Source organism: Sediminicoccus sp. BL-A-41-H5, from assembly GCF_050632405.1.
In the GTDB taxonomy this organism is placed as follows: Bacteria; Pseudomonadota; Alphaproteobacteria; order Acetobacterales; family Acetobacteraceae; genus Roseococcus.
Window position 1 is genome coordinate 1,672,705 of the sequence record NZ_CP192601.1, and the last position, 22,685, is coordinate 1,695,389.

Here is a 22,685-nt window from a genome sequence, read left to right on the forward strand (position 1 = left end):
ACGGCGGGGCGCAGCCTCAGCTGCCCGGCTCGCCCAGCTTCGCCTTCAGCACCTCGTTCACCAAGGCGGGATTTCCCTTGCCGCCCATGGCCTTCATCGTCTGGCCGACGAAGAAGCCGAAGAGCCCCGCCTTGCCGCCGCGATACTGCGCGACCTGCGCGGCATTGTTCGCGAGTACGGCATCCACCGCCGCCTCGATCGCGCCGGAGTCCACAACCTGGCGCAGACCGCGCTCATCCACGATGGCGGCAGCCCCCTTGCCTTCCTCGAACATGATCTCGAGGACATCCTTGGCGATCTTGCCGTTGATGGTCTTGTTGGCCATCAGGTCCAGCAGTTCGGCGAGCGCGGCGGGCCCGACAGGGCTCTCCTCGATGCCGAGGCCGCGCTTGTTCAGGTGGCCGAAGACGTCACCCGTCAGCCAGTTGGCGACGGTCTTGGCATCCCGCCGGGTGCCTCCCTCTGGGCCCAGAACCGCCTCGAAATAGGTCGCCGTCTCGCGCTCGATGGTCAGCACATGCGCGTCATAGGGCGAGAGACCCAAGGCGATGTAGCGCGCGCGCCGCGCATCCGGCAGTTCAGGCAGCGTCGCCTTGAGCTGGTCCACCCAATCCTGGGTGAAGACGAGCGGAGGGAGGTCGGGGTCGGGGAAGTAACGGTAGTCATGCGCGTCTTCCTTGCTCCGCATGGAGCGTGTGACACCGCGCGCGGTGTCGAAGAGGCGCGTCTCCTGCTCGACCGTGCCTCCCGATTCCCAGACCTCGATCTGTCGCCGCGCCTCGGCCTCCACGGCCTGCATGACGAAGCGCACGGAATTGACGTTCTTCACCTCGCAGCGCGTACGGAAATCTTCCCCCGGGCGGCGGACGGAGACGTTCACGTCCGCCCGCATCGAGCCCTCATCCATGTTGCCATCGCAGGTGCCGAGGTAGCGCGTGATCTGGCGGATCTTGGCCAGATAGGCGCCGGCTTCCTCCGGCGAGCGGATGTCGGGCTCGCTCACGATCTCCATCAGCGCCACGCCGCTGCGGTTCAGGTCAATGAAGGACTTGGCCGGGTGCTGGTCATGCTGCGACTTGCCCGCATCCTGCTCCAGGTGCAGGCGCGTGATGCCGATCTTCTTCACGCTGCCATCGCCCAACGTGATCTCGACCACGCCCTCGCCCACGATGGGGTGGGCGTATTGGCTGATCTGATAGCCTTGCGGCAGGTCCGCGTAGAAATAGTTCTTCCGGTCGAAGCGGGACCAGAGGTTGATCCTCGCGTTCAGCCCGAGGCCGGTGCGGACCGCCTGCGCGATGCACTCCTCGTTGATCACGGGCAGCATGCCGGGGAAGCCCGCGTCCACGAAGCTCACCTGGCTGTTCGGCTCGGCGCCGAAGGCGGTCGCCGCACCCGAGAAGAGCTTCGACTTGGACAGCACCTGGGCATGGATCTCGAGGCCGCAGACGACCTCCCACTCACCCGTCTCGCCCTGGATCGTGTAGCTCATGCCATCACCTGCGGCTTGGCGGTGAAGTTCGCCGCGCGCTCGATCGCGGCACCGACGGCGAACACGGTTTCCTCATCGAAGGGCCGGCCGATGACCTGCAGGCCCAGCGGCAGCCCCTGCGCGTCCAGACCGGCCGGCACGGCAAGCCCGGGCAGGCCCGCCAGGTTGGCGGTCACGGTGAAGACGTCGTTCAGATACATGGTCACAGGGTCATCCTGCTTCTCATCCATCGGGAAGGCCGCAGAGGGCGTGGCCGGCGTGACGATGGCGTCCACCTTCTCCCAAGCATTCGTGAAGTCACGGGCGATCAGCGCGCGGACCTTCTGCGCCTTGAGGTAATAGGCGTCGTAGTAGCCGGCGCTCAGCACATAGGTGCCGATCATGATGCGCCGCCGCACCTCGGCGCCGAAGCCCGCCGCGCGCGTGCGCTCATAGAGGTCGCGCAGATCGGAGTCGCGCTCCGTCACGCGCAGCCCGTATCGCACGCCGTCATAGCGCGCGAGGTTGGAGGAGGCCTCGGCCGGCGCCACCACGTAATAGGTGGGCAGCGCGTATTTCGTGTGCGGCAGGCTGATGGGCACGATCTCGGCCCCCTGCTGCTTCAGCCAGTCGAGCCCCTGCTGCCACAGCGCGTCGATCTCAGGCGCCAGGCCCGGCAGCGTATATTCCGCCGGCACGCCGATGCGCAGACCCTTCACCGAACGCCCGCAGGCGGCGGCGAAATCGGGCACGGGCAGGTTGGCGCTGGTGCTGTCCTTCGGGTCATGGCCCGCCATGCTGCGCAGCAGGATCGCGCAATCCTCGACGGAGCGCGCCACCGGCCCCGCCTGATCGAGCGAGGAGGCGAAGGCCACGATGCCCCAGCGCGAGCAGCGCCCATAGGTCGGCTTGATGCCGGCGATACCGCAGAAGGCCGCCGGCTGGCGGATGGAGCCGCCGGTATCCGTCGCCGTGGCGCCCATGGCGAGCCGCGCGGCCACCGCTGCCGCCGAACCGCCCGAGGAGCCGCCCGGCACCAGGCGCTTCTCCGGGTCATTGGCGCGCGACCAGGGGTTCTCGACGCCGCCGAAGGCACTGGTGAGGTTGGAGGAGCCCATGGCGAACTCGTCCAGGTTCAGCTTGCCCAGGAAGACCGCGCCATCGCGCTTCAGGTTCGCGCTGACCGTGCTCTCATAGGGCGGCACGAACTCGCCGAGGATCCTGCTGGCTGCCGTGGTGCGAAGCCCCTCGGTGGCAAACAGGTCCTTGATGCCGAGGGGGATGCCCTCCAGCGACCCCGCCTCGCCCTTGGCGCGGCGCGCATCCGAGGCGCGGGCCGAGGCCAGCGCGCTCTCGCCGGCCACGGTGATATAGGCGTTGAGGCGCGGGTTCAGCCGCTCGATGCCGGAGAGGAAGGCCTCCGTCAGCTCGACGGCGCTGATCTCGCGCTTGTCGAGCGCGCTCAGGCCCTCGGCGATGGTCAGGTCGGTCGCGCGCATCATTCCACCACCTTCGGCACGCCGAAATATTCGCCCTCGCGGTCGGGCGCGTTGCGCAGCACGGCATCCGCCTGGCCGCCATCGGTCACGGCATCGGCGCGCCAGGGCAGCGCCACGGGGTTGGGCGAGCCGCCGGCCATGGGCTCGACGCCTTCCGTGTCCACCGCCTGCAATTGCTCGATCCAGCCCAGGATGCCGTTGATCTCGGCCTGGAGCTTGGGAACCTCGGCATCATCCAGGCGCAACCGGGCAAGATTGGCGACGCGACGCACCGTCGCGGCATCAAGCGACATGGGAAACCACTCTTCCGTTCGTGAAGGGGGCGGACCATAAGGCCCAGCATGCCTCTCATCAACATGGCCGATCTGCGGGCCCTGCTGCCCCGCCACGCGCGACTGCTCGGGCTCGACCCGGGGGCGAAGGTGATCGGCCTGGCGCTGAGCGACGTGACGCTGATGCTGGCCAGCCCCTATGGCAGCCTGAAGCGCGCCAAATTGGCCACGAATGCCGCCGAAATCCGGGCCATCGCAGAGAAACAGGGCGTGGGCGGGCTGGTGGTGGGCCTGCCGCTCTCCATGGACGGCACGCGCGGCCCGGCCGCCCAGGCCGCCGGCGACTGGGCCCTGGCGCTGAGCGAGGCGGCGGGCCTGCCCTGCGCCATGTGGGATGAGCGCCTGTCGAGCGCCGCGGTGAACCGGATGATGATCGCGGAGGCCGACCTGACCCGGAAGCGGCGCGCGGCGGCGGTGGATTCGGCGGCGGCGGCCTACATGCTCCAGGCCGCCTTGGATGCAAGCGTCCCCCGGGCTACATGAGAGGCCCATGAGCGGCTTTTCCTATCCCCTCTTGCCCACGGGGCACCTCCTGGCCATCGAAGGGCTTGAGCCGCCGCATATCGCGGGCCTGCTCGACCTCGCCGAGAACTACGCGCTGCTGAACCGCCAGGGAAAGACGCAGCGGGACCTGCTGAAGGGCCGCACGCTGATCAACCTCTTCTTCGAGGACAGCACCCGCACCCGCACCAGCTTCGAACTCGCCGGCAAGCGCCTGGGCGCCGACATCGTGAACATGTCGGTCTCCACCAGCAGCGTGAACAAGGGCGAGACGCTGCTCGACACGGCCTCCACGCTGAACGCCATGCACACGGACCTGCTGGTGATCCGCCACGCACAGTCCGGCGCGCCGGCGCTGCTGGCGCAGAAGGTGGACGCGGCCGTGATCAACGCCGGCGACGGCACGCATGAGCACCCGACCCAGGCGCTGCTGGATGCTCTCACCATCCGCCGCCGCAAGGGACGGCTGGAGGGCCTGATCGTCGCCATCTGCGGCGATGTGCTGCATTCGCGCGTCGCGCGCAGCAACATCCACCTGCTCTCGGCCATGGGGGCGCGGCTGCGCGTGGTGGGCCCGCCCACGCTGATCCCTTCCGAATGCGCGCGCCTCGGTGTGGAGGTGCATCACGACATGCGCTCGGGCCTGGAAGGCGCCGATGTGGTCATGATGCTCCGCCTGCAGAAGGAGCGAATGAATGCCGGCCTCGTCCCCTCCCCGCGCGAGTTCTTCCGCTTCTATGGGCTGGACGCCGCCAAGCTCGCCCGCGCCAAGCCGGATGCCATCGTCATGCATCCCGGCCCCATGAACCGCGGCATCGAGATCGACAGTGCGATCGCCGATGACCCCGAGCGCAGCGTGATCGGCGAGCAGGTGGAGATGGGTGTGGCCGTCCGCATGGCGGTGCTGGACGTGCTCTCACGCGATCTTCGGCGGAACGCTTGATTCGATTGGCTCGGGAGGGCGAGGCGGAGACGCTTCGCAGCCTGGTCCGCGCCGCCTATGCCCATTACGTCCCACGCCTCGGCCGGGAACCCGCGCCGATGACCGATGACTACGCGGCGCGCATCGCCGCCGGCGAGGCTTGGCTTCTGGAAGTGGATGACAAGCCGATCGGCGCGCTGGTGCTGGAGGACACGGATGAGGGCCTCCTGCTCGACAACATCGCCATCGCGGCCGAGGCGCGCGGCACCGGCCAGGGCCGCCACCTGATGGTCTTCGCGGAAGACGAGGCGCGGCGCCGCGGCCATGCGCGGATCTGGCTCTACACGAACGAGAAGATGGTGGAGAACATTTTGCTCTACACGCGTCTCGGCTATCGCGAGACGCACCGGGCCGAGCAGCATGGCCACCGGCGCGTCTTCATGGAAAAGACCCTTGGCTGAGACGCCGTCCAGCCCCGTGGCAGCGCGCGCGGCCCCGGCTATAACGGGGGCGATGGCAAACCTCCTCATCACCAATGCCCGCCTGCTCGACCCCGCAAGCGGCCTCGATGCCCCCGGCGCCCTCCTCATCGAGAATGGCCGCATCGCGAGCCTGACCGGCGCGCCGGCAGAGGGCGTGCCGGTGCTGGATGCCGGCGGCGCCTGCCTCTGCCCCGGCCTCGTGGACATGCGCGCCAGCATCGGCGAGCCGGGCGCCGAGCACCGCGAGACCATCGCCAGCGCGGCCCAGGCGGCAGCGGCCGGCGGCATCACCACCCTCGCCCTGCTGCCCGACACCGAGCCAGCGCTGGATGACCCGGCGCTGGTGGAATTCATCATCCGCCGCGGCGAGGCGACGGGCAGCCTGACCCTGCTGCCTTACGCGGCCGCGACGCGTCATTGCGCCGGCAAGGACCTCTCCGAATACGGCCTGCTGCGCGAGGCCGGTGCCGCCGGCTTCAGCGACGGCGCCAAGGCCATCGGCTCGGCGCGGTTGATGCGCCTGGCGCTGTCCTATGCGCGGGCCTTCGGGGCCATGGTGGTGCAGCACCCGGAGGACCCCTCGCTGGCCGGCACCGGCTCCGCCACCGAGGGCGAGCTCGCCACGCGGCTCGGCCTGCCCGGCATTCCGGCGGCGGCCGAGGCGATCATGGTGGCGCGGGATATCGCGCTCGCCCGCCTCACCTCCGGCCATGTCCATTTCGGCCATGTCAGCACGGGCGCGGCACTCGACCTGATCCGCGCCGCCAAGGCCGAGGGGCTGCGCGTCACCTGCGACACCGCGCCCCCCTATTTCGACCTGAACGAGACGGCGATCGGCGATTTCCGTTCCTACGCCAAGCTCAGCCCGCCACTGCGACGGGAGCAGGACCGGCTCGCCGTGCTGGCCGCGCTCGCCGATGGCACGATCGACGCCATCGCCTCAGACCACCAGCCGCGCGACGCGGATGACAAGCGCCTGCCCTTCGCCCAGGCCGAGGCGGGCGGCGTCGGCCTCGCCACCCTGTTGGGGGTGACGCTCGCGCAGGTCCATGGCGGCAACCTGCCGCTGTTGACCGCACTGGGGCTGATGACGCACCGGCCCGCCGCGCTGCTCGGCATCGAGGCGGGGCGCCTCGCCGTGGGTGCGCCGGCCGATCTCTGCCTGTTTTGGCCGGACCGCGCCTGGCAGGTGAAGGCCGGCCAGTTGCCGGGCAAGGCGCAGAACTCGCCCTTCGACGGCCGAGCGCTGGAGGGCCGCGTGATGGCGACGATCAAAGCCGGGCGAAAGGTCTTCGGCTGATGGACGGCATCCTCTCCACCGGCCTCGCGGCCCTGCTGGCGGGCCTGCTCGGCTCCATCCCCTTCGGCCTGCTGCTGACGCGCGCTGCCGGGCTGGGGGACATCCGGAGCATCGGCTCGGGCAATATCGGCGCGACCAATGTGCTGCGCACCGGCAAGAAATGGCTGGCGGCGGCGACGCTCCTGCTGGATTTCGGCAAGGGCGTGCTGGCGGTGGTGCTGGTCACCTGGCTTTTCGGCGCGGCGAATGCGCCGATGGCGGCCCTCGCCGCCGTGCTCGGCCATTGCCATCCGCCCTGGCTGGGCGGCAAGGGCGGCAAGGGGGTCGCCACCGCGCTCGGCGTCTTCCTTGGCCTGGGCTGGGGGGTCTTCGTGGCAGCGGCGGCGGGATGGATCGTGGGAGCGGCGACGTCCCGCATCTCCTCCGTCGGCGCGCTCTCGGCCATGGTGGTCGCCGCCATCACCGCCTTCGCCGTGCTGCGCTTCGATGCGGCGGTCTCGATCACCATCATCGCCGTCTATGTCATCATGCGGCATGAGGCGAACATCCAGCGCCTGATCGCCCGCACCGAGCCGCGCATCGGCCAGGGGAAATAATGTCCCTCGCGCGGCTGCGCCTGGCCCGGACCGAGGGTGTGGGCCCCGCGCTGCATCGCCGCCTGCTGGCCCGGCATGGCGGCGCCGAGGCCGCGCTGGAGGCCCTCGGCCCCCGCGCCCATCCGCGCGATGCGGCGCTGCGTGAGATGGAGGCACTGGAGGCCATGGGCGCCCGCCTCCTCTTCCAGGATGACGCCGACTACCCGCCTTTGCTGGCGCTGGTCGAGGATGCGCCGCTGGTCCTCGCCGCACAGGGCAGCCTCGCCCCACTCGGCCAGCGCGGCGTCGCCGTGGTGGGCGCCCGCAATGCCAGCGGCATGGCCCGCCGCTTCGCCGAGGACCTGTCCGATGCGCTGGCGGTGCGCGGCATCGCCGTCATCTCGGGCCTGGCGCGCGGCATTGATGCCGGCGCCCATGCGGGTGCGCTACGCTCCGGCACCACCATCGCCGCCATCGCCGGCGGGCTGGACCGGCCCTACCCGCGCGAGAATGCGTCCCTCCAGGCCCGCATCGTGGCCGAGGGCGGCCTCGTTCTCAGCGAGGCGCCGCTCGGCACCGCCCCCCTCGCCCGGCACTTTCCGCGCCGGAACCGCATCGTGGCCGGGCTGTCGCTGGGCGTCGTCGTGATCGAGGCGGCGCTGCAATCGGGCACGCTCATCACCGCCCGCCTCGCCGCCGAGGCGGGGCGCGAGCTTTTCGCCGTGCCCGGCAGCCCGCTCGACCCGCGCTGCCGCGGCTCCAACGACCTCATCCGGCGGGGCGCGCGGCTCACCGAAACGGCCGAGGATGTGCTGGCCTTTCTGCCCGAGGCGCCGGCCGCGCTGCCCATCCTGCGCCTCGCCGAATTGCCGGAAACACCCCCCGATGCCATGGAAGAACCGCCTCCCGAGACCGGCCCATCGGCACAAGTCCTTGAAATGATAGGTGCAACTCCGATAGCGGTTGACGAGTTGGGCAGGCGCTGCCAGCTATCGGCCTCTCAGCTCTCGGCCATATTGCTTGAACTGGAATTGGCCGGGCGCATCGAAACCCTGCCCGGGAACCGGGTGGCACTGGCCTGAATCCAGGCCCCGAAGGACCAGAAGTGACGGACATCGTCGTCGTCGAAAGCCCCGCCAAGGCAAAGACCATCGAGAAATATCTCGGCGGGGATTTCCGCGTCCTCGCCTCCTTCGGCCATGTGCGGGACCTGCCGGCCAAGGATGGCTCGGTCCGGCCCGAAGAAGACTTCGCCATGGACTGGGAGGCGGATGAGCGCGGCCAGAAGCAGATGCGCGCCATCAGCAGCGCGCTGCGCGGCGCCAAGCGCCTCTACCTTGCCACCGACCCGGATCGCGAGGGCGAGGCGATCTCCTGGCATGTGAAGGACATGCTGGAGCGTTCGGGGGCGCTGAAGGGCGTGAACGTCCAGCGCATCACCTTCAACGAAATCACGAAGCGCGCCGTGCAATACGCCATGGCGCATCCCCGCCAGCTCGACACGCCGCTGATCGAGGCCTATCTCGCCCGCCGCGCGCTCGACTACCTGGTGGGCTTCACCCTCTCCCCCGTGCTCTGGCGCAAGCTGCCCGGCAGCAAGTCGGCCGGGCGCGTGCAGTCGGTGGCGCTGCGCCTGATCTGCGAGCGCGAGAGCGAGATCGAGGCCTTCATCGCCCGGGAATACTGGACCGTGCAGGGCCGCTTCCTGACGCCGGCCGGTGCGCCCTTCTCGGCGCGGCTGACGCATCACCAGGGCCGCAAGCTCGAGCAGTTCGACCTCAACAACGAGGCCGCGGCCATGGCGGCCAAGGCCGAGGTCGAGGCCGCATCCTTCACGGTCGGCTCGGTCGAGAAGAAGCGGGTCAAGCGCAACCCGCCGCCACCCTTCCAGACCAGCACCTTGCAGCAGGAAGCCAGTCGCAAGCTGGGCTTCGGGGCCCAGGCCACGATGCGCACGGCGCAGGGCCTCTACGAGGGTGTCACGATCGGCGGCGAGACGGTCGGCCTCATCACCTATATGCGGACGGACGGCGTGCAGATGGCGCGCGAGGCCATCCAGGAGTTGCGCGGCCACATCAAGCGCGCCTTCGGCGAGGAATACCTGCCCGTCGCGCCGCGCGAATATTCCAGCCGCGCCAAGAACGCGCAGGAGGCGCATGAGGCCATCCGCCCGACCGACGTGACCCGCACGCCGGAAGCGGTCGCGCCCTATCTGAGCGAGCCGCAGCGCAAGCTCTATGAGCTGATCTGGAAGCGCGCCGTCGCCAGCCAGATGCAATCGGCCGAGCTGGACCAGACGACGGTCGAGCTGGTGGAGCCCAGCGGCAAGACACGGCTGCGCGCCACCGGCAGCGTCATCGCCTTCGACGGCTTCCTCAAGCTCTACCGCGAGGACACCGACGATGCGGCCGATGATGCGGATGAAGACAGCCGGATCCTGCCGCCGATGCGCGAGAAGGACCCGGTGAAGCGCCAATCGGTGGAGGCGACGCAGCACTTCACCCAACCTCCGCCGCGCTATTCCGAGGCCTCGCTGGTGAAGAAGATGGAGGAGCTCGGCATCGGCCGGCCTTCCACCTATGCCAGCATCCTGCAGGTCCTGCAGGACCGCGAATATGTGAAGCTCGACAAGCGCCGCTTCATCCCAGAGGACCGCGGGCGGCTCGTCACCTCCTTCCTCGTCGCCTTCTTCGAGCGCTACGTGGATACGGGCTTCACCGCCGGGCTGGAGGAACAGCTGGATGACATCTCCGGCGGTCGCGCCGATTGGCGCGCGGTGATGCACGCCTTCTGGAACGATTTCCGCGCCGCGGTGGACGCCACCAAGGATCTCAAGATCAGCGACGTGATCGACAGGCTCGACTCCGAGCTAGGCGCGCATTTCTTCCCCAAGCCCGCCGATGGCGGCGACCCGCGCGCCTGCCCCTCCTGCTCGACGGGTCGGATCGGGCTGCGGCTCGGCCGCACGGGCGCCTTCATCGGCTGCTCGAACTATCCGGAATGCCGCTACACACGCCCGCTCGCGGTGCCGGGCGCCGAGGGCGAGGGCGGCGGCGTTCTGGCCGATGGCGTGCGCGTGCTGGGAACTGACCCGGTGACGGGCCTGGAAGTCTCGCTGCGGCGTGGCCCCTACGGCATCTACGCGCAGCTCGGCGAGGCCGGCGTGGATGAAAAGGGCAAGCCCACCAAGCCCAGGCGCGCCAGCCTGACGCGCGGGATGGACCCCGAGGTGATGACTCTGGAGACGGCGCTGGTGCTGCTCTCCATGCCGCGCGTGGTGGGGGTCCATCCCGAGACAGGCGAGGAGATCACTTCCAACCTTGGCCGCTTCGGGCCCTATCTGAAGATGGGCGCGCTCAGCAAATCGCTGGACCGCGACGATGACCCGCTGACCATCGGCCTGAACCGCGCGGTGGACCTGCTGGCGAACGCCAAGCCGCGCGGCATTACGCTGGGCGATCACCCGAAGGGCGGCACGGTCGAGGTGCGGCGCGGCCGCTTCGGGCCCTTCCTGATGCATGGCACGCGCGTGGCGAATCTCCCGCGTGGCACGGAGATGGAGGCGGTGACGCTGGATGAGGCGGTGACGCTGCTGGCCGAGAAGGGCAAGGAATTGCCGCCCATGAAGGGCAAGGGCGGCCGCAAGGCGCCGGCGAAGAAGGCCGCGCCGAAGAAGTCCGAGGCGGCCGAACCCGCTGCGAAGAAGGCGCCCGCGACGAAGGCGGCAGCCAAGGCCGCTCCGGCCAAAAAGGCCCCCGCCAAGAAGCCCGCCGCGAAGAAGGCGCCCGCGAAAAAGCCTGCAGCCAAGACCAAGGCGGGCAGCTGAGATGCCGCGCAGCGGGCCTCCGGCGAAGGGGCACAAGGCCCGCAAGTCGAATGCGAAGCGCCGGGCGGATGATCTGAGCCTGGCGCCTCCGCCCCCCAAGGCGGCGAAGCCGAAAAAAGCCGGGCGCGCCAAGGGCAAGGCGGCGCCCAAGGGGGCCCCCCTGCCCTCCAAGGCTGAGATCAAGGCCTTCCTCGCCACCACCGGCGGCCGCATCGGCAAGACCGAGATCGCGCGGCATTTCGGCCTGGCGACCGAGCAGCGGCCGGCGCTGCGGCAATTGCTCTCGGAGATGAAGATCGAGGGCAGCGCCAAGCCCGTCGGCAAGCGCACCTTCGCGGGTGAGGCCGCCGGAGCGCCGGTTCCGGTGCCCACGCCGCCGCCCAACCTCGCCCCCGGCGCCCGCTTCCGACCCGCCGCACCCGGGCGGCCCGAGGCGCCCCGCCCCACCCGCCTGCCCGAGACCATGGTGGTTGAGGTCTTCGGCACCGATCCGGATGGCGACCCGATCGCGCGCCCCATCGGCTGGGAGGGCGAGGGCCGGCCGGTGATCTACATGCACCCCGAGCGGCGCGGCCAGACGGCGCTGGCGCCGGGCGAGCGCGTGCTGGCCAAGCTGCGCCACATCACCGGCGAGAAATATGCGGGCCGCACCCTGAAGCGCCTGGGCCGCAGCGAGGAGCAGCGCCGCATCCTCGGCGTCTTCCAGGATGGCCGCATCATCCCGACCGACCGGCGCCACAAGGCTGAATGGACCGTCCCCCCCGGCGAGACCGGCGGCGCCCATGGCGGCGAGATCGTGCTGGCGGAGTCGCTGCCCTCCACCGGCTTCGGCCTGCGCCCGGCGCGCATCGTCGAGCGCCTGGGCAAGCTGGGCGAGCCGCGCTCCGTCTCGCTCATCTGCATCCACGCCCATGGCATCCCAGAGCTCTTCACCGCGGAAGCCGAGGACCAGGCCGAGCGCGCCCGCGCCGTACCGCTCGCCAAGCGGACCGATCTTCGGGAGACGCCGCTCATCACGATTGATGGCGAGGACGCACGCGACTTCGACGACGCCGTCTTCGCCGAGCCCGAAGGGGATGGCTGGAAGATCATCGTCGCCATCGCCGACGTGGCGCATTACGTGACACCCAATTCCGCGCTGGACCGGGATGCCTGGGCGCGCGGCAATTCCGTCTATTTCCCCGACCGCGTCGTGCCCATGCTGCCCGAGGCGCTGTCCAATGGCTGGTGCAGCCTGAAGCCGCAGGAGGAGCGCGGCTGCCTCTTCGTCGAGATGCATTTCGACGGCGCGGGCGCCAAGACGCGCCACAAATTCGGCCGCGGCCTGATGCGCAGCTTCGCGCGGACCACCTATGAACAGATCCAGGCGCTGCATGATGGCCAGGAGGAGCTGGAGGGCCTGCCCGAGGGCCATGTCGGCCGGCTCTATGGCGCCTTCCGCGCCCTGCTCTCGGCGCGTGAGCGGCGCGGCACGCTGGACCTCGACCTGCCCGAACGGCGCGTGATGCTGGACGCCGAAGGCAATGTCACCGCCGTCATCCCCCGCGCGCGGCTCGACAGCCATCGCCTCATCGAGGAGTTCATGGTCGCCGCGAATGTCTGCGCGGCGGAGGAGCTGGAGCGGCTCGGGCAGCCCTGCATGTACCGCGTCCATGCACCACCCTCGGAGGAGAAGTACAATTCCCTGAAGGAATTCCTGGCGACACTGGGCCTTTCGCTGAACCCGGTCGGCCAGCTCCAGCCGCGCGATTTCCAGCGCTTGCTGGAACGCGTGAAGGAGATGCCGGAGGCCAGGATGGTCAATGAGACCGTGCTGCGCAGCCAGTCCCAGGCCGCCTATGACCCGGACAATATCGGGCATTTCGGCCTGGCCTTGCCGCGCTACGCCCACTTCACCTCGCCCATTCGCCGCTATGCCGACCTGCTGGTGCATCGCGCCCTGATCCGCGGGCTGAAACTCGGCCCCGATGGCCTGTCGGAGCCCGAGACCGCCCGATTCCCCGAAACCGCCGAGCACATCACCGCCACCGAGCGCCGCGCCGCCGCCGCTGAGCGGGACGCGGTGGACCGCTACCTCGCCGCCTATCTGGCGGACCGGGTGGGGGCGACCTTCGCGGCCCGGGTCTCCGGCATCCATGCCTTCGGTGTCTTCGTCACCCTGAACGAGACAGGCGCCTCGGGATTCGTGCCGATGAAGGCGCTGCCGCAGGACCATTGGATCGTGGCGGAGGACAAGCGCAGCGTGGTGGGCCGCCACTCCCGCCAGGTGATCCGCCTGGCCGACGAGGTGGAGGCCCGCCTGCGCGAGGCCAATGCCCAGACCGGCAGCCTCGTCTTCGAACTGATGATGGGCGGCGCGCCGGCCCGCATGCGGGGCGGGCGCAAACGAAAGGGTTGACGCCCGGCGCGAGGGCGCTAGAACCGCGACTTCATTCCAGCACCGGCCCCCGGCCCGGCGCACTCACGCGTACCCAACGCAGAGCAGAGCAAAGACAAGACCATGGCCAAGGCCAATACGATCCTCATCAAGCTGATCAGCAGCGCCGATACGGGCCACTTCTACGTGACGAAGAAGAACACCCGCACGGCCACCGGCAAGCTCGAGCTCAAGAAGTATGATCCGAAGGCGCGCAAGCACGTCGTCTATCGCGAAGGCAAGATCAAGTAAGGCCTGGGCGCGGGCCTAGACCCGCGCCAGCCCATGAAAAAGGCGGCTGCCCGGACCGGGCGCCGCCTTTTTTCGTGACCCGCTACTGGGCGGATTTGTCGAGGTCGGGATCCGCGAGATAGGCCCGGTTTCGGCCATCGCGCTTGGCTCGGTACAGCGCCTCATCCGCCGCGCCGATGAGTTGGTCCGCCGGCACGCCAGGCCCGCCCACGGCCACGCCGATGCTGATGGTCACCGGCAGAACCACATCCCCCGTGCGGATCGGCTCGGCCGCGATGGCCTCGCGGAGGCGATCGGCCACGATCAGCGCATAGGCGCTGGGCGCGCCGGTCAGCACGGCCAGGAATTCCTCGCCGCCATAGCGGGCCACAACGTCCGCCGCGCGCAGCTGCACGCGCAGCCGCTCGGCCACCTCGCGCAGCGCGACATCGCCGACATTGTGGCCATAGGTGTCGTTGATGGATTTGAACTTGTCGATGTCCACCAGCAGCACCGCCGCTTCCTCGGTGCGCAGCAGCCCGTCCAGGTGACGGCGGACGTAGCGGCGGTTGCGCAGCCCCGTCAGCTGGTCGGTGACGGCCATCTCCAGCGAGCGGTCCAGCTCGGTCCGCAGCCGCTCCTGGTAGCGCTTGCGGCGGATCTGGTTGCGGGCGCGGGCGCGCAGCTCATTGGGGTCGAGCGGGCGGAAGGCATGGTCATTGGCGCCGAGGTCGAAGCCGCGCAGCACCTGCGTCTTCTGGGCCGTGTCGGCCAGGAGCAGCAACGGCAGGTCGCGCGTGTTGTTCTGCGCCCGCAGGCGTGAGGCGAGGCGCAGCACCTCGGTCGCATCCGGCGGCAGGGCCAGCAGGGCAAGGTCGAACTCGCCCTTTGCCAGCTGCTTCTGCGCGTCCTCGATGCTGGTCACGCAGACTGTCTTGATGGCATCCGCCTCCAGCGCCTGGCGGACCGCGGCCATCTCCTCCGGCACCTCGGCCAGAATCATGGCGCGCGCATTGGCGACCGAGATCGCGGGCTCCGGCGCGCCGCTCTCCAGGCCCAGCTCGCGCGCCGTCTCGGCGCGCAGGCGCCAGGCATCCTGGACCTGCTTCACGCGCAGCAGCGCCCGCAGCCGGGCGAAGAGCGTCGCGTCATCAACCGGCTTGGAGAGGAAGTCGTCCGCGCCGACCTCGAGTCCGCGCACGCGCTCGCTGCTGTCGGTCAGCGCCGTCACCATGACGACGGGAATGTGCTGCGTGCGTGCATCCGCCTTGAGCGCGCTGCACACCTGATAGCCATCCATCCCCGGCATCATGACATCCAGGAGAATGACGTCTGGCAGTTGCGTGAAAGCTGTCGTCAACGCCTCCTGGCCGCTGGAGGCAAGCAGGACTTCGTAATACTCGGCCTGAAGCTTGGCCTCGAGCAGGCGGAGATTGGCCGCGATGTCATCCACCGCAAGGACGCGGGCGGTCATCGGTCAGTGCTTCCCCTCAGGTCAGGCACGCAACGCAACAGGAGCGTGATGTGTCTGATATGACCTTGGACCGGCCGGCGCCGGACGCGAACAAAAGCCTGTTCTTCCGCCGCTGGCTGCGAAACCCGCTGCAGATGGGCTCGATCATCCCCTCCTCGCCCGCGCTGTGCCAGAGGATCGCGGCGGCGGTGGAACGGGGGCCGGACGATTACGTGCTGGAGTTGGGCGCGGGCACCGGCGTCATCTCGGCGGCGCTGCTGGCCGCCGGCGTGCCGGCCGAGAGGCTGGTCGTCGTCGAGATCGTGCCCGAGATGGCGGAATTCCTGCGGGAGAGCCTGCCCGGCGTGAACGTGATCTGCGGCGACGCCTTCGACCTCAAGGGCGCGCTGCCCGCCCATATGCACGGCCGCATCGGCACCGCCATCTGCGGCATACCGCTGGTGCTGCTGCCGCTGGAGCGTCAGGCGGCCTTCCGCGACGCGGTGGAAAGCGTGGCGCCAGGGCGCGGCTTCCTGCTCTATTCCTATTGCGCCACCTCGCCACTGCCGTACAGGCGGCTGGGCCTCACGGCTCGCCGCCTGGCCTTTACGATGGCCAACTTCCCGCCGGCCAGCGTCTGGCGCTACCGCCCGACGCAGGCGCCTCATATCGGATTTCTGCGCCCAAAATGACATCAAACGCAAAATAGCACGACCTGATCGCGGCGAGGAGGGGCCTCCCGCCCCTCTCAGGCGCTGGTCAGCGTGTGCTCGCTGCCATCCGCCCCATGCAAATGGGCGATCAGGCGCGGATGCGGCCCGCGCTTGACCTTGAGCGCGGCGCCGAGACCGCGGTCGTCCAGCGCGCGGCGCAGCGCCTCATCCTCAGGATGCTCGGCCTCCAGCGCCGTCAGGCGGAAATGGCTGTCGTGCAGGTGGCGGCCGGCGCGTTCGCCCCGCCACTCGATCATCGGCGGGATGAGGTTGTCCATGTCCTGCCGCTGCGGCGGCACGGCGAAGCGCCAGGAGAGGTCACCCCGCTTCATGTCCCGCACGGTCCCGCCACGCGGGCCGAGGCGCGCCATCACGGAATCCATGGACGGCGTACGCGCGACCCAACCGAGCAGCCGGGGCTCCGCCTCCAGCATCAGCTTCGTCGCCGGGTCGTCCAGATCGAAGAGGCGGGGCTGGGCGGGCTCGGGCTGGCTTGGGTCGGGCGCGATGATCTCGAGGTAGCAATCGGGGCCGAGGCCCAGGAGCATGTTGTGGGTGCCCGCCCCCTCATGCTTGCCGCCGGGCTGCGGCTTCACGCCCAGCAGGCGCGTGACGAAATCCGCCCCCTCTTCGAGGGTGCGGGCGCCGAGGACGATGTGGTCGATCTCGGCCATGGGTCAGAGGGCCTTCAGGCGGATGGCGGCGGACATGTTCGCGCGTTTCCTCGTGCAGACAGGGACCGCCCCCCGGAATGGGAGGCGGCCCCCGCATCATGCCAAGTTTGGCGCGCCGGGACATGCGCAAGATCAATGCGCGCCCCGGGCAAATGCGCGTTACGCCAGACTGATCTGCGTGTAGTCCTGGAACCAGCTCCGCGCCTGCACGAAGCCGCGGCAGCGCGGGCTGAGCGCGCGCGGATTGAGGTCATGCACCACGGCGAGCAGCGCCGCTTCGTCGATCAGGATATTGTGCAGCTGCGCCATCTGGCGGCTCTGCTCGGCCGGATCGAAGCTGTTGCGCACCACCCGCAGTTGCGCGTCCACCGCCTGGGAATTGTAGTAGCCCCAGTTGATGCCGCGCGGGTTGGAGAGCTGGCTGTCATAGATCAGCCAGCCGGTGTTGGGCTCCATCGAGGGGATGGCGACGTTGATGGCATGCGCGCCCCGCGAGGCGGGGTCGCGCGCGCCGGCACGCATCTGATTGATGGCGGTGGCGAAATCCACCGGCAGGAAGCTGACGTCGAAGAAGGCCTCGCGCAGGCCCGCCTGCACCGCCTCGTTCATCGGCTGGGGCACCATCTGGCCGCCGCCCGAGATGGGCATGATGACGCTGATGGCGCAGCGCCGCGTGGCGGAATAGCCCGCCGCCGTCATCAGCCGCCGCGCCTCGGCCACATCATGCCGCAGGCGGAATTGCGGGTTGCCGAACCAGGGGTCATCCGGCGTCACCTTGCCGCGGGCGGCCTGTGCGGCGCCCGAGAGGAGGGAGACGATGCCATCGCGATCCACCGCGAGATTGGCCGCCTGACGCACGCGGAGATCGGCAAACGGAGAACCCTCCGTCACGTTCAGGCGCCAGGCCCAGATATGGGGATAGGCGTTCTGCACGATCTGGAAGCGGGCGGCGCGCAGCGGCGCGATGGTGTCGGTGGGGAGGGATTCGACGAGGTCCACCTGGCCGGCGCGCAAGGCCGCCACGCGCGCCGGCCCATCCGGGATGGGCAGCAGAACGGTGCGCGGCGCCTTGGGCACGCGGCCGGGCTCCCAGTAATCGCGGTTCGCTTCCAGTTCGGCGCGCTGGCGCGGCGTCACAGAGGTGACCTTGTAGGGGCCGGTGCCGGAAGGGTTCATGGCGAAGCGCTGCCAGTCGCCGCCCATCGCCTGCCAATGCGCGGGCGAGGCGAACCAGAGGAAGGCCATCTGGTAGGGGAAGGTCGCGTCCACCTCGCGCGTCGTGATGGCGATGCGGTGCGTGTCGAGCTTCTCATAGCTGCCGACCGAGGTGGCGCGGCCGCGCACGAGGCCCGAGCGCGTGCCCTCGAATTGCGGGGCGTTGCCGTTGAAGATGCTGTCCAGGTTCCAGATCGCGGCATCGGCGTCGAAGGGCGAGCCGTCATGGAACTTCACGCCCTGGCGCAATTCGATGATCCAGCGGCGGCGATCCGCCTCGTCCACCCGCCAGGAGGTGGCGAGCCCGGGGCGCAGGGTGGAGGGCGCGTCGGCGCGGGAGAGATCCCACAAGGTCAGGCTGTCATAGACGAAGTAGGAGCCGAAGCGCACACCCTCGAAGCCGGCCTCCGGCCCACCCCAGAGGCGCGGCACATCACCGATGGACATGGCGATGCGAAGCGGCTGGGCCTGCTGCGCCTCCGCCTCGCTGGCGCCGAGGGCACCGATCAGGGCGGGGGCCGCAAGCAGTGAGCGGCGGCGGATGTCCAGCATGAGGCGATCTCCCATTCGCAATGCGCATTGCTGGCATGCAATGGGCGTGCCGCGTTGGGACGCACCTCTCCTCGGCGAGGGTCTCTCAGGCGCCGATGCGCTCGAAGATGCCCATTCGCAGGCTCCGCGCCACGCGCGCGGCGCGCTCCCCGAAGGCGGACGCCGCCTCAGGCGGCAGCGTCTCGGCGGCACAGGCCTCGAACAGCGCCAGCCAATCGCTGAACATGCCGGGCGTCAGACCGGGCAGGCGCAGATGCGCGCCATAGGGGTCGCCGTGATAGGCACCGCTGCGGCGCATCAGCGATGACCAGAAGCGGCAGAGCTTCGCCTCATGCGCCGCCCATTCGGCCGCACCCTCGCCGATCGCCGCGGCGAAGACGGGGGCGAGGGTCGGGTGCTCGCGGACCCGCTCATAGAAACGGGCGACGAGGCGCGCGATCTCGGCCTCGCTCACCGCCCCGGGCGCCACGCGCACCTCAGACAAAGGGAAGCACCACGAGGACGGCGCAGAGGTTCCAGAACAGCATGTTGACCAGCGTTCGGGTCATGACCCGGCTGTCTTCGGCCTCGATGTGCAGCGCATCGCTGACCAGGTTGCCGGGCAGGAGGAACAGGGTGACGGGGGTCATGGGAGCCTCATAAGATCTACGTAAAATATACCTTATCCTCCCGACGCCTTGCAAAGCAACATCGAACATGTATCTTTTTGCGATGCGCCTGACCTCCCTCACCGATTTCTCCCTCCGCATGCTGATCCATCTGGCCGTGCAGCCCGAAGGCCGTGCCACCATCGCCGAGGTGGCGCACGCCTACGCGATCTCGGAGGCGCATCTGATGAAGGTGGCGCACCGGCTGGGCCAGGCGGGACTCGTCCGGACCCTGCGCGGGCGCGGCGGCGGCCTGGTCCTGGCCCGCGACGCGGCGAGCATCACCGCGGGCGAGGTGGTCCGCCGAATGGAGCCGGACCTCGACCTCGTGCCCTGCTTCGCCGGCGGCAACTGCGCCATCACCCCCGCCTGCGTGCTGCAACACCGATTGGCAGAGGCGCGGTCAGCCTTCCTCGCCGTCCTGGACGCCACCACCCTTGCCGAACTGGCCGCGCCGGCCACGGCCTTGCGCGGGCTGCTCGGCCTGCCCGAACCCGCCTGACGCCTAGGCACCGCCCAAGGCGCAGGCACGGCACCGGGCCGGCTGCACATCCGCGCAGCGATGCCGTCCCGGGGCCGCGGGCATCCGCTTCGCCCAGGAGGCATGCGGCGCAATTCCGCGTAAACAGAGCGAACCCGGATTCACGCGGAGCACCGAGATGGAACGATTCTTCGCCCTCACGGAAAACGGCACCACCGTACGGCGCGAGATGGCGGCGGGGGCGGCCACTTTCCTCACCATGGCCTATATCCTGATCGTGAACCCGCAGATCCTGGCCGCCGCTGGCATGGATCCGGGTGCCGCCTTCGTCGCCACCTGCCTCGCCGCGGCCCTCGGCTCGGCGCTGATGGGGCTGCTGGCGAACTATCCCATCGCCCTCGCCCCGGGCATGGGCATCAACGCCTATTTCGCCTTCGGCGTGGTCGGCGCGATGGGCATCCACTGGAAGGTGGCGCTGGGCGCCGTCTTCATCTCGGGCGTGATCTTCATGATCCTCAGCCTGTTGCGCATCCGCGAATGGCTGATCGGCGGCATCCCGGTCTCGCTCAAACTCGGCGTCGCGGCCGGGATTGGCATGTTCCTTGGGTTGATCGGGCTGAAGAATCTCGGCCTCGTCGTCGCCAACCCGGAGACGCTGGTGGCGATGGGGCACCTCGGCTCCACGCCGGTGCTGCTGGGCTGCGGGGGGCTGCTGCTGATCGCGGCGCTGGCCGCGCGCGGCGTGCAGGGCTCGGTCGTCATCGGCATCCTGGTCACCGCCGCGGCCGGCATTCCCTTCGGGCTGACGACCTTCCACGGCGTCGTGGCCGCGCCGCCCTCGCTCGCGCCGAGCTTCCTGCAGATGGACATCGCCGGCGCGCTCTCGCTCGGCATCGTCAGCATCGTCTTCGTCTTCTTCCTGGTGGACCTGCTGGACAACACCGGCACGCTGATCGCGACCACGCAGCGCGCGGGGCTGATGCGGCCCGATGGCAGCGTGCCCAAGCTCGGCCGCGCGCTGCTGGCGGATTCCGGGGCGGTCATGGGGGGTGCTGCGCTCGGCACCTCGCCCACGGTCAGCTACATCGAGAGTGCCGCCGGCATCCAGCAGGGCGGGCGCACCGGGCTCACCGCGCTCACCGTCGCCGCGCTCTTCCTGCTGGCGCTGTTCCTGGCCCCCATCGCAGCCTCGGTGCCCGCTTTCGCCACGGCGCCGGCGCTGATCTTTGTCGCCTGCCTGATGGCGCAGGCGCTGAAATCCATGGATTGGGGGGATGAGACCGAGTACCTCCCTGCCATGCTCACCGTGCTGGCGATGCCCTTCACCTTCTCGATCGCGACCGGCATCGGCCTCGGCTTCCTGGCCTATGCCGGCATCAAGACGCTGGCCGGCCGCGCGGGGGAGGTGCACGGCGCCGTCTGGGTGCTCTCGGCGCTGTGTGCCGTGAAATTCGCCGTCAGCTGATGAAGAACCCGGCCGCCTTGGCGCCCCTGCGCCATCCGGCCTTCCGGATGCTCTGGCTGGCGAACCTCGCCTCCAACATCGGGCTCTTCGTGCAGAACACGGCGGCGGGCTGGCTGATGACCAGCCTCGACCCCTCGCCGATGATGGTGAGCCTGGTCCAGGCCGCCTCCATGCTGCCGGTCTTCCTGCTGGCGCTGCCGGCGGGCGCGCTGGCCGATATCATGGACCGGCGCCTGTTTCTCATCGGCGCGCAGCTCTGGATGGCCGGGACGGCGCTGCTGCTCTGCATCCTCAGCGGCCTTGACGCGCTGGGGCCCTGGGGGCTGGTGGCGCTGACCTTCGCGCTCGGCGCCGGCCTCGCCATGACCTTCCCGGCATGGGCGGCGACGACGCCCGAACTCGTGCCCCGCACCGACCTGGTCAGCGCCATCGCGCTGAACGGCATCGGCTTCAACATCACGCGCGCCATCGGCCCTGCCATCGGCGGGCTCACCATCGCCTGGTTCGGCATGGGGGCCGCCTTCGCGCTGAACGCCGCCTGCCTGATGGTGATGGTGGCCGCCCTCTTCGCCTGGAAGCGCGCGCCCAGTTCGTCGCGCATGCCGCGCGAGCATTTCCTCTCCGCCGTGCGGGCCGGCACGCGGTTCGTGGCCGCCACACCGGCCATGCATGCGGCGATCATCCGCGCGGTCGTGTTCTTCCTCTTCGGCTCGGCCGTCTGGGGGCTGCTGCCGCTGCTGGTGCGGGACACGCTGGGCCTCGGGCCGCAATCCTTCGGCCTGCTGCTGGGCTGCATGGGCGTGGGCGCGGTGGCGGCGGGCTTCCTGCTGCCGGCCCTGCGCGGGCGGCTGGACCGTTCCGGCATGGTGCTCTGGGCCTCGCTGATCGGGGCGCTGGCCATGGCGATCCTGGCGCTGCTGCACCATTGGAGCTTCGCCGCCCTCGGGATGATGCTCTACGGCGTGTCCTGGATCTCGGCCGCCTCCACGCTCCAGGCCTCGGCGCAGATGGCGGCCCCGGCCTGGGTGAGGGCGCGGGCCATCGGCATCTACCAGATGTGCTTCTTCGGGGCGCTGGCCGCGGGCTCCGCCCTCTCGGGCTGGATCGCGGGGCAGGTCGGCGTCACCTGGGCGATGTTCCTCTTCGCGCTGGGTGCCGCCATCGGCGCCGTACTCGTGCGGCACTGGACGCTCGACGCCGAGGCGCCGAGCGCACCGCCCGCGGTCGAGCTCGTCCGCCCCGCCCCGGCCGCGGCCGAACTGCGCGAATTGCTGCATGAGGGCGCGAATCGCGTGCTGGAGGTGGTGCGCTACCAGGTGCCGGCCGCAGACCGCGACGCCTTCCTCGCCGTGATGGCCCAGTGCCGCCTCGTGCGCCTGCGCGGGGGGGCGGCCACCTGGCGGCTCTACGAAGACATCGCCAATCCCGATCGCTGGGTGGAGCTCTGGGCCATCGAGAGCTGGGCCGAGCATCTGCGCGAAGCCGGCCGGCTCTCCGATGAGGACCGCGTGACGCTGGCCCGCGCCGCCGCCTTCCATGTGGGCGACGGTGGGCCGGAGGCGGTGCGCTACGTCAACGTGCGGGTGTGACGCCGGCCTTCCGCAGCTCCTCGTCCAGTGTTCCGCTCACCATGCACCAGGCCATGCGGAAATCGGAGATGAGGGACCACCAGGGATGGCGGAAGCTCGCCGGGCGGTTCCGTTCGACCACCATGTGCGAGGCCCAGGCGAAGCCATAGCCCGCGACCAGCGCGACGAGGATGAGCCACCACGGGCCGATCAGGAGCGCGGCGAGGAGCAGCAGCAGGCCAAGCCCCGTGCCCACCGCATGCAGCCGGCGCGTCAGCGGCGCTGCATGTTCGCTGAGGTACCAGGGCCAGAACTCCGCATAGGTCGAGATGCGCGTAGCCATGCCGGGACGCTGCCACGAC

The 22,685-nt window shown here is 69.8% G+C and carries 22 protein-coding genes; 13 read left to right on the forward strand and 9 right to left on the reverse strand.

Annotated elements, in window-relative coordinates:
- Positions 1 to 16: 16 nt before the first annotated feature.
- From gatB to gatC, 3 genes are read right to left on the reverse strand one after another with little or no spacing between them, the layout of a single operon-like run.
- On the reverse strand, positions 17 to 1,492 hold the full coding sequence (gene gatB, locus ACQ860_RS08360; protein WP_431302925.1) for an Asp-tRNA(Asn)/Glu-tRNA(Gln) amidotransferase subunit GatB: 1,476 nt from the start codon (positions 1,490 to 1,492) through the stop codon (positions 17 to 19).
- On the reverse strand, positions 1,489 to 2,970 hold the full coding sequence (gene gatA / locus ACQ860_RS08365; RefSeq protein WP_431302926.1) for an Asp-tRNA(Asn)/Glu-tRNA(Gln) amidotransferase subunit GatA: 1,482 nt from the start codon (positions 2,968 to 2,970) through the stop codon (positions 1,489 to 1,491). The genes gatB and gatA overlap by 4 nt, the downstream gene beginning before the upstream one ends.
- Positions 2,970 to 3,263, reverse strand: a complete 294-nt coding sequence (gatC, locus tag ACQ860_RS08370) for an Asp-tRNA(Asn)/Glu-tRNA(Gln) amidotransferase subunit GatC (protein WP_213614740.1) — start codon at positions 3,261 to 3,263, stop codon at positions 2,970 to 2,972. The genes gatA and gatC overlap by 1 nt, the downstream gene beginning before the upstream one ends.
- Before the next feature lie 48 nt (positions 3,264 to 3,311).
- On the opposite strand from gatC, the gene ruvX reads away from it, so the two are divergent.
- The 9 genes from ruvX to rpmG all read left to right on the forward strand — a co-directional run bounded on the left by ruvX (position 3,312) and on the right by rpmG (position 13,576).
- Positions 3,312 to 3,785, forward strand: coding sequence for a Holliday junction resolvase RuvX (gene ruvX / locus ACQ860_RS08375; RefSeq protein WP_431302927.1), 474 nt, complete (start codon positions 3,312 to 3,314; stop codon positions 3,783 to 3,785).
- A 7-nt stretch (positions 3,786 to 3,792) separates the two neighbouring features.
- On the forward strand, positions 3,793 to 4,746 hold the full coding sequence (locus ACQ860_RS08380) for an aspartate carbamoyltransferase catalytic subunit (RefSeq protein WP_213614743.1): 954 nt from the start codon (positions 3,793 to 3,795) through the stop codon (positions 4,744 to 4,746).
- Positions 4,743 to 5,186 (forward strand): GNAT family N-acetyltransferase, encoded by a 444-nt coding sequence (locus tag ACQ860_RS08385; RefSeq protein WP_431302928.1) that lies wholly within the window; start codon positions 4,743 to 4,745, stop codon positions 5,184 to 5,186. Before ACQ860_RS08380 ends, ACQ860_RS08385 begins: the two co-directional genes overlap by 4 nt.
- 52 nt (positions 5,187 to 5,238) lie before the next feature.
- Positions 5,239 to 6,507 (forward strand): dihydroorotase, encoded by a 1,269-nt coding sequence (locus tag ACQ860_RS08390; protein ID WP_431302929.1) that lies wholly within the window; start codon positions 5,239 to 5,241, stop codon positions 6,505 to 6,507.
- Positions 6,507 to 7,103 (forward strand): glycerol-3-phosphate 1-O-acyltransferase PlsY, encoded by a 597-nt coding sequence (gene plsY, locus ACQ860_RS08395; RefSeq protein ID WP_431302930.1) that lies wholly within the window; start codon positions 6,507 to 6,509, stop codon positions 7,101 to 7,103. Before ACQ860_RS08390 ends, plsY begins: the two co-directional genes overlap by 1 nt.
- Positions 7,103 to 8,164 (forward strand): DNA-processing protein DprA, encoded by a 1,062-nt coding sequence (gene dprA, locus ACQ860_RS08400; protein WP_431302931.1) that lies wholly within the window; start codon positions 7,103 to 7,105, stop codon positions 8,162 to 8,164. The genes plsY and dprA overlap by 1 nt, the downstream gene beginning before the upstream one ends.
- Positions 8,165 to 8,187: 23 nt before the next feature.
- Positions 8,188 to 10,908, forward strand: a complete 2,721-nt coding sequence (gene topA / locus ACQ860_RS08405; protein WP_431302932.1) for a type I DNA topoisomerase — start codon at positions 8,188 to 8,190, stop codon at positions 10,906 to 10,908.
- A gap of 1 nt (position 10,909) precedes the next feature.
- Positions 10,910 to 13,306, forward strand: a complete 2,397-nt coding sequence (gene rnr / locus ACQ860_RS08410; protein WP_431302933.1) for a ribonuclease R — start codon at positions 10,910 to 10,912, stop codon at positions 13,304 to 13,306.
- A 102-nt stretch (positions 13,307 to 13,408) separates the two neighbouring features.
- On the forward strand, positions 13,409 to 13,576 hold the full coding sequence (rpmG, locus tag ACQ860_RS08415) for a 50S ribosomal protein L33 (RefSeq protein ID WP_213614760.1): 168 nt from the start codon (positions 13,409 to 13,411) through the stop codon (positions 13,574 to 13,576).
- An 82-nt stretch (positions 13,577 to 13,658) separates the two neighbouring features.
- Here rpmG and ACQ860_RS08420 read toward each other — a convergent pair whose 3' ends face one another.
- The gene (locus tag ACQ860_RS08420) at positions 13,659 to 15,029 is read right to left on the reverse strand and encodes a PleD family two-component system response regulator (RefSeq protein ID WP_431302934.1); all 1,371 of its coding nucleotides are present in this window, start codon (positions 15,027 to 15,029) and stop codon (positions 13,659 to 13,661) included.
- Positions 15,030 to 15,088: 59 nt separating this feature from the next.
- On the opposite strand from ACQ860_RS08420, the gene ACQ860_RS08425 reads away from it, so the two are divergent.
- A complete protein-coding gene (locus tag ACQ860_RS08425) occupies positions 15,089 to 15,700 on the forward strand; it encodes a class I SAM-dependent methyltransferase (RefSeq protein ID WP_431305736.1) in 612 nt (203 codons plus the stop codon).
- A 56-nt stretch (positions 15,701 to 15,756) separates the two neighbouring features.
- Here ACQ860_RS08425 and ACQ860_RS08430 read toward each other — a convergent pair whose 3' ends face one another.
- From ACQ860_RS08430 to ACQ860_RS08445, 4 genes are all read right to left on the reverse strand, one after another.
- Complete coding sequence (locus tag ACQ860_RS08430) at positions 15,757 to 16,395, reverse strand: VOC family protein (RefSeq protein ID WP_431302935.1); 639 nt, start codon at positions 16,393 to 16,395, stop codon at positions 15,757 to 15,759.
- A 159-nt stretch (positions 16,396 to 16,554) separates the two neighbouring features.
- On the reverse strand, positions 16,555 to 18,162 hold the full coding sequence (locus ACQ860_RS08435) for an ABC transporter substrate-binding protein (RefSeq protein WP_431302936.1): 1,608 nt from the start codon (positions 18,160 to 18,162) through the stop codon (positions 16,555 to 16,557).
- Between the two features lie 85 nt (positions 18,163 to 18,247).
- The gene (locus ACQ860_RS08440) at positions 18,248 to 18,646 is read right to left on the reverse strand and encodes a group III truncated hemoglobin (protein ID WP_431302937.1); all 399 of its coding nucleotides are present in this window, start codon (positions 18,644 to 18,646) and stop codon (positions 18,248 to 18,250) included.
- On the reverse strand, positions 18,639 to 18,791 hold the full coding sequence (locus ACQ860_RS08445; RefSeq protein WP_431302938.1) for a hypothetical protein: 153 nt from the start codon (positions 18,789 to 18,791) through the stop codon (positions 18,639 to 18,641). Before ACQ860_RS08445 ends, ACQ860_RS08440 begins: the two co-directional genes overlap by 8 nt.
- 82 nt (positions 18,792 to 18,873) lie before the next feature.
- On the opposite strand from ACQ860_RS08445, the gene ACQ860_RS08450 reads away from it, so the two are divergent.
- The 3 genes from ACQ860_RS08450 to ACQ860_RS08460 all read left to right on the forward strand — a co-directional run bounded on the left by ACQ860_RS08450 (position 18,874) and on the right by ACQ860_RS08460 (position 22,344).
- Complete coding sequence (locus ACQ860_RS08450) at positions 18,874 to 19,311, forward strand: Rrf2 family transcriptional regulator (RefSeq protein WP_431302939.1); 438 nt, start codon at positions 18,874 to 18,876, stop codon at positions 19,309 to 19,311.
- Between the two features lie 157 nt (positions 19,312 to 19,468).
- Positions 19,469 to 20,755, forward strand: coding sequence for an NCS2 family permease (locus ACQ860_RS08455; protein ID WP_431302940.1), 1,287 nt, complete (start codon positions 19,469 to 19,471; stop codon positions 20,753 to 20,755).
- On the forward strand, positions 20,755 to 22,344 hold the full coding sequence (locus ACQ860_RS08460; RefSeq protein WP_431302941.1) for an MFS transporter: 1,590 nt from the start codon (positions 20,755 to 20,757) through the stop codon (positions 22,342 to 22,344). The genes ACQ860_RS08455 and ACQ860_RS08460 overlap by 1 nt, the downstream gene beginning before the upstream one ends.
- Here ACQ860_RS08460 and ACQ860_RS08465 read toward each other — a convergent pair.
- Complete coding sequence (locus tag ACQ860_RS08465) at positions 22,328 to 22,666, reverse strand: Mpo1-like protein (RefSeq protein ID WP_431302942.1); 339 nt, start codon at positions 22,664 to 22,666, stop codon at positions 22,328 to 22,330. The genes ACQ860_RS08460 and ACQ860_RS08465 overlap by 17 nt on opposite strands.
- Positions 22,667 to 22,685: the final 19 nt, after the last annotated feature.

What these genes read in the sequence shown, in the direction of transcription:
- gatB (WP_431302925.1), bottom strand. Translation starts at nt 1,492, where the DNA reads ATGAGCTACACGATCCAGGGCGAGACGGGTGAGTGGGAGGTCGTCTGC.
- gatA (WP_431302926.1), bottom strand. Translation starts at nt 2,970, where the DNA reads ATGCGCGCGACCGACCTGACCATCGCCGAGGGCCTGAGCGCGCTCGAC.
- gatC (WP_213614740.1), bottom strand. Translation starts at nt 3,263, where the DNA reads ATGTCGCTTGATGCCGCGACGGTGCGTCGCGTCGCCAATCTTGCCCGG.
- ruvX (WP_431302927.1), top strand. Translation starts at nt 3,312, where the DNA reads ATGCCTCTCATCAACATGGCCGATCTGCGGGCCCTGCTGCCCCGCCAC.
- ACQ860_RS08380 (WP_213614743.1), top strand. Translation starts at nt 3,793, where the DNA reads ATGAGCGGCTTTTCCTATCCCCTCTTGCCCACGGGGCACCTCCTGGCC.
- ACQ860_RS08390 (WP_431302929.1), top strand. Translation starts at nt 5,239, where the DNA reads ATGGCAAACCTCCTCATCACCAATGCCCGCCTGCTCGACCCCGCAAGC.
- plsY (WP_431302930.1), top strand. Translation starts at nt 6,507, where the DNA reads ATGGACGGCATCCTCTCCACCGGCCTCGCGGCCCTGCTGGCGGGCCTG.
- dprA (WP_431302931.1), top strand. Translation starts at nt 7,103, where the DNA reads ATGTCCCTCGCGCGGCTGCGCCTGGCCCGGACCGAGGGTGTGGGCCCC.
- rnr (WP_431302933.1), top strand. Translation starts at nt 10,910, where the DNA reads ATGCCGCGCAGCGGGCCTCCGGCGAAGGGGCACAAGGCCCGCAAGTCG.
- rpmG (WP_213614760.1), top strand. Translation starts at nt 13,409, where the DNA reads ATGGCCAAGGCCAATACGATCCTCATCAAGCTGATCAGCAGCGCCGAT.
- ACQ860_RS08420 (WP_431302934.1), bottom strand. Translation starts at nt 15,029, where the DNA reads ATGACCGCCCGCGTCCTTGCGGTGGATGACATCGCGGCCAATCTCCGC.
- ACQ860_RS08425 (WP_431305736.1), top strand. Translation starts at nt 15,089, where the DNA reads ATGACCTTGGACCGGCCGGCGCCGGACGCGAACAAAAGCCTGTTCTTC.
- ACQ860_RS08430 (WP_431302935.1), bottom strand. Translation starts at nt 16,395, where the DNA reads ATGGCCGAGATCGACCACATCGTCCTCGGCGCCCGCACCCTCGAAGAG.
- ACQ860_RS08435 (WP_431302936.1), bottom strand. Translation starts at nt 18,162, where the DNA reads ATGCTGGACATCCGCCGCCGCTCACTGCTTGCGGCCCCCGCCCTGATC.
- ACQ860_RS08445 (WP_431302938.1), bottom strand. Translation starts at nt 18,791, where the DNA reads ATGACCCCCGTCACCCTGTTCCTCCTGCCCGGCAACCTGGTCAGCGAT.
- ACQ860_RS08450 (WP_431302939.1), top strand. Translation starts at nt 18,874, where the DNA reads ATGCGCCTGACCTCCCTCACCGATTTCTCCCTCCGCATGCTGATCCAT.
- ACQ860_RS08455 (WP_431302940.1), top strand. Translation starts at nt 19,469, where the DNA reads ATGGAACGATTCTTCGCCCTCACGGAAAACGGCACCACCGTACGGCGC.
- ACQ860_RS08460 (WP_431302941.1), top strand. Translation starts at nt 20,755, where the DNA reads ATGAAGAACCCGGCCGCCTTGGCGCCCCTGCGCCATCCGGCCTTCCGG.
- ACQ860_RS08465 (WP_431302942.1), bottom strand. Translation starts at nt 22,666, where the DNA reads ATGGCTACGCGCATCTCGACCTATGCGGAGTTCTGGCCCTGGTACCTC.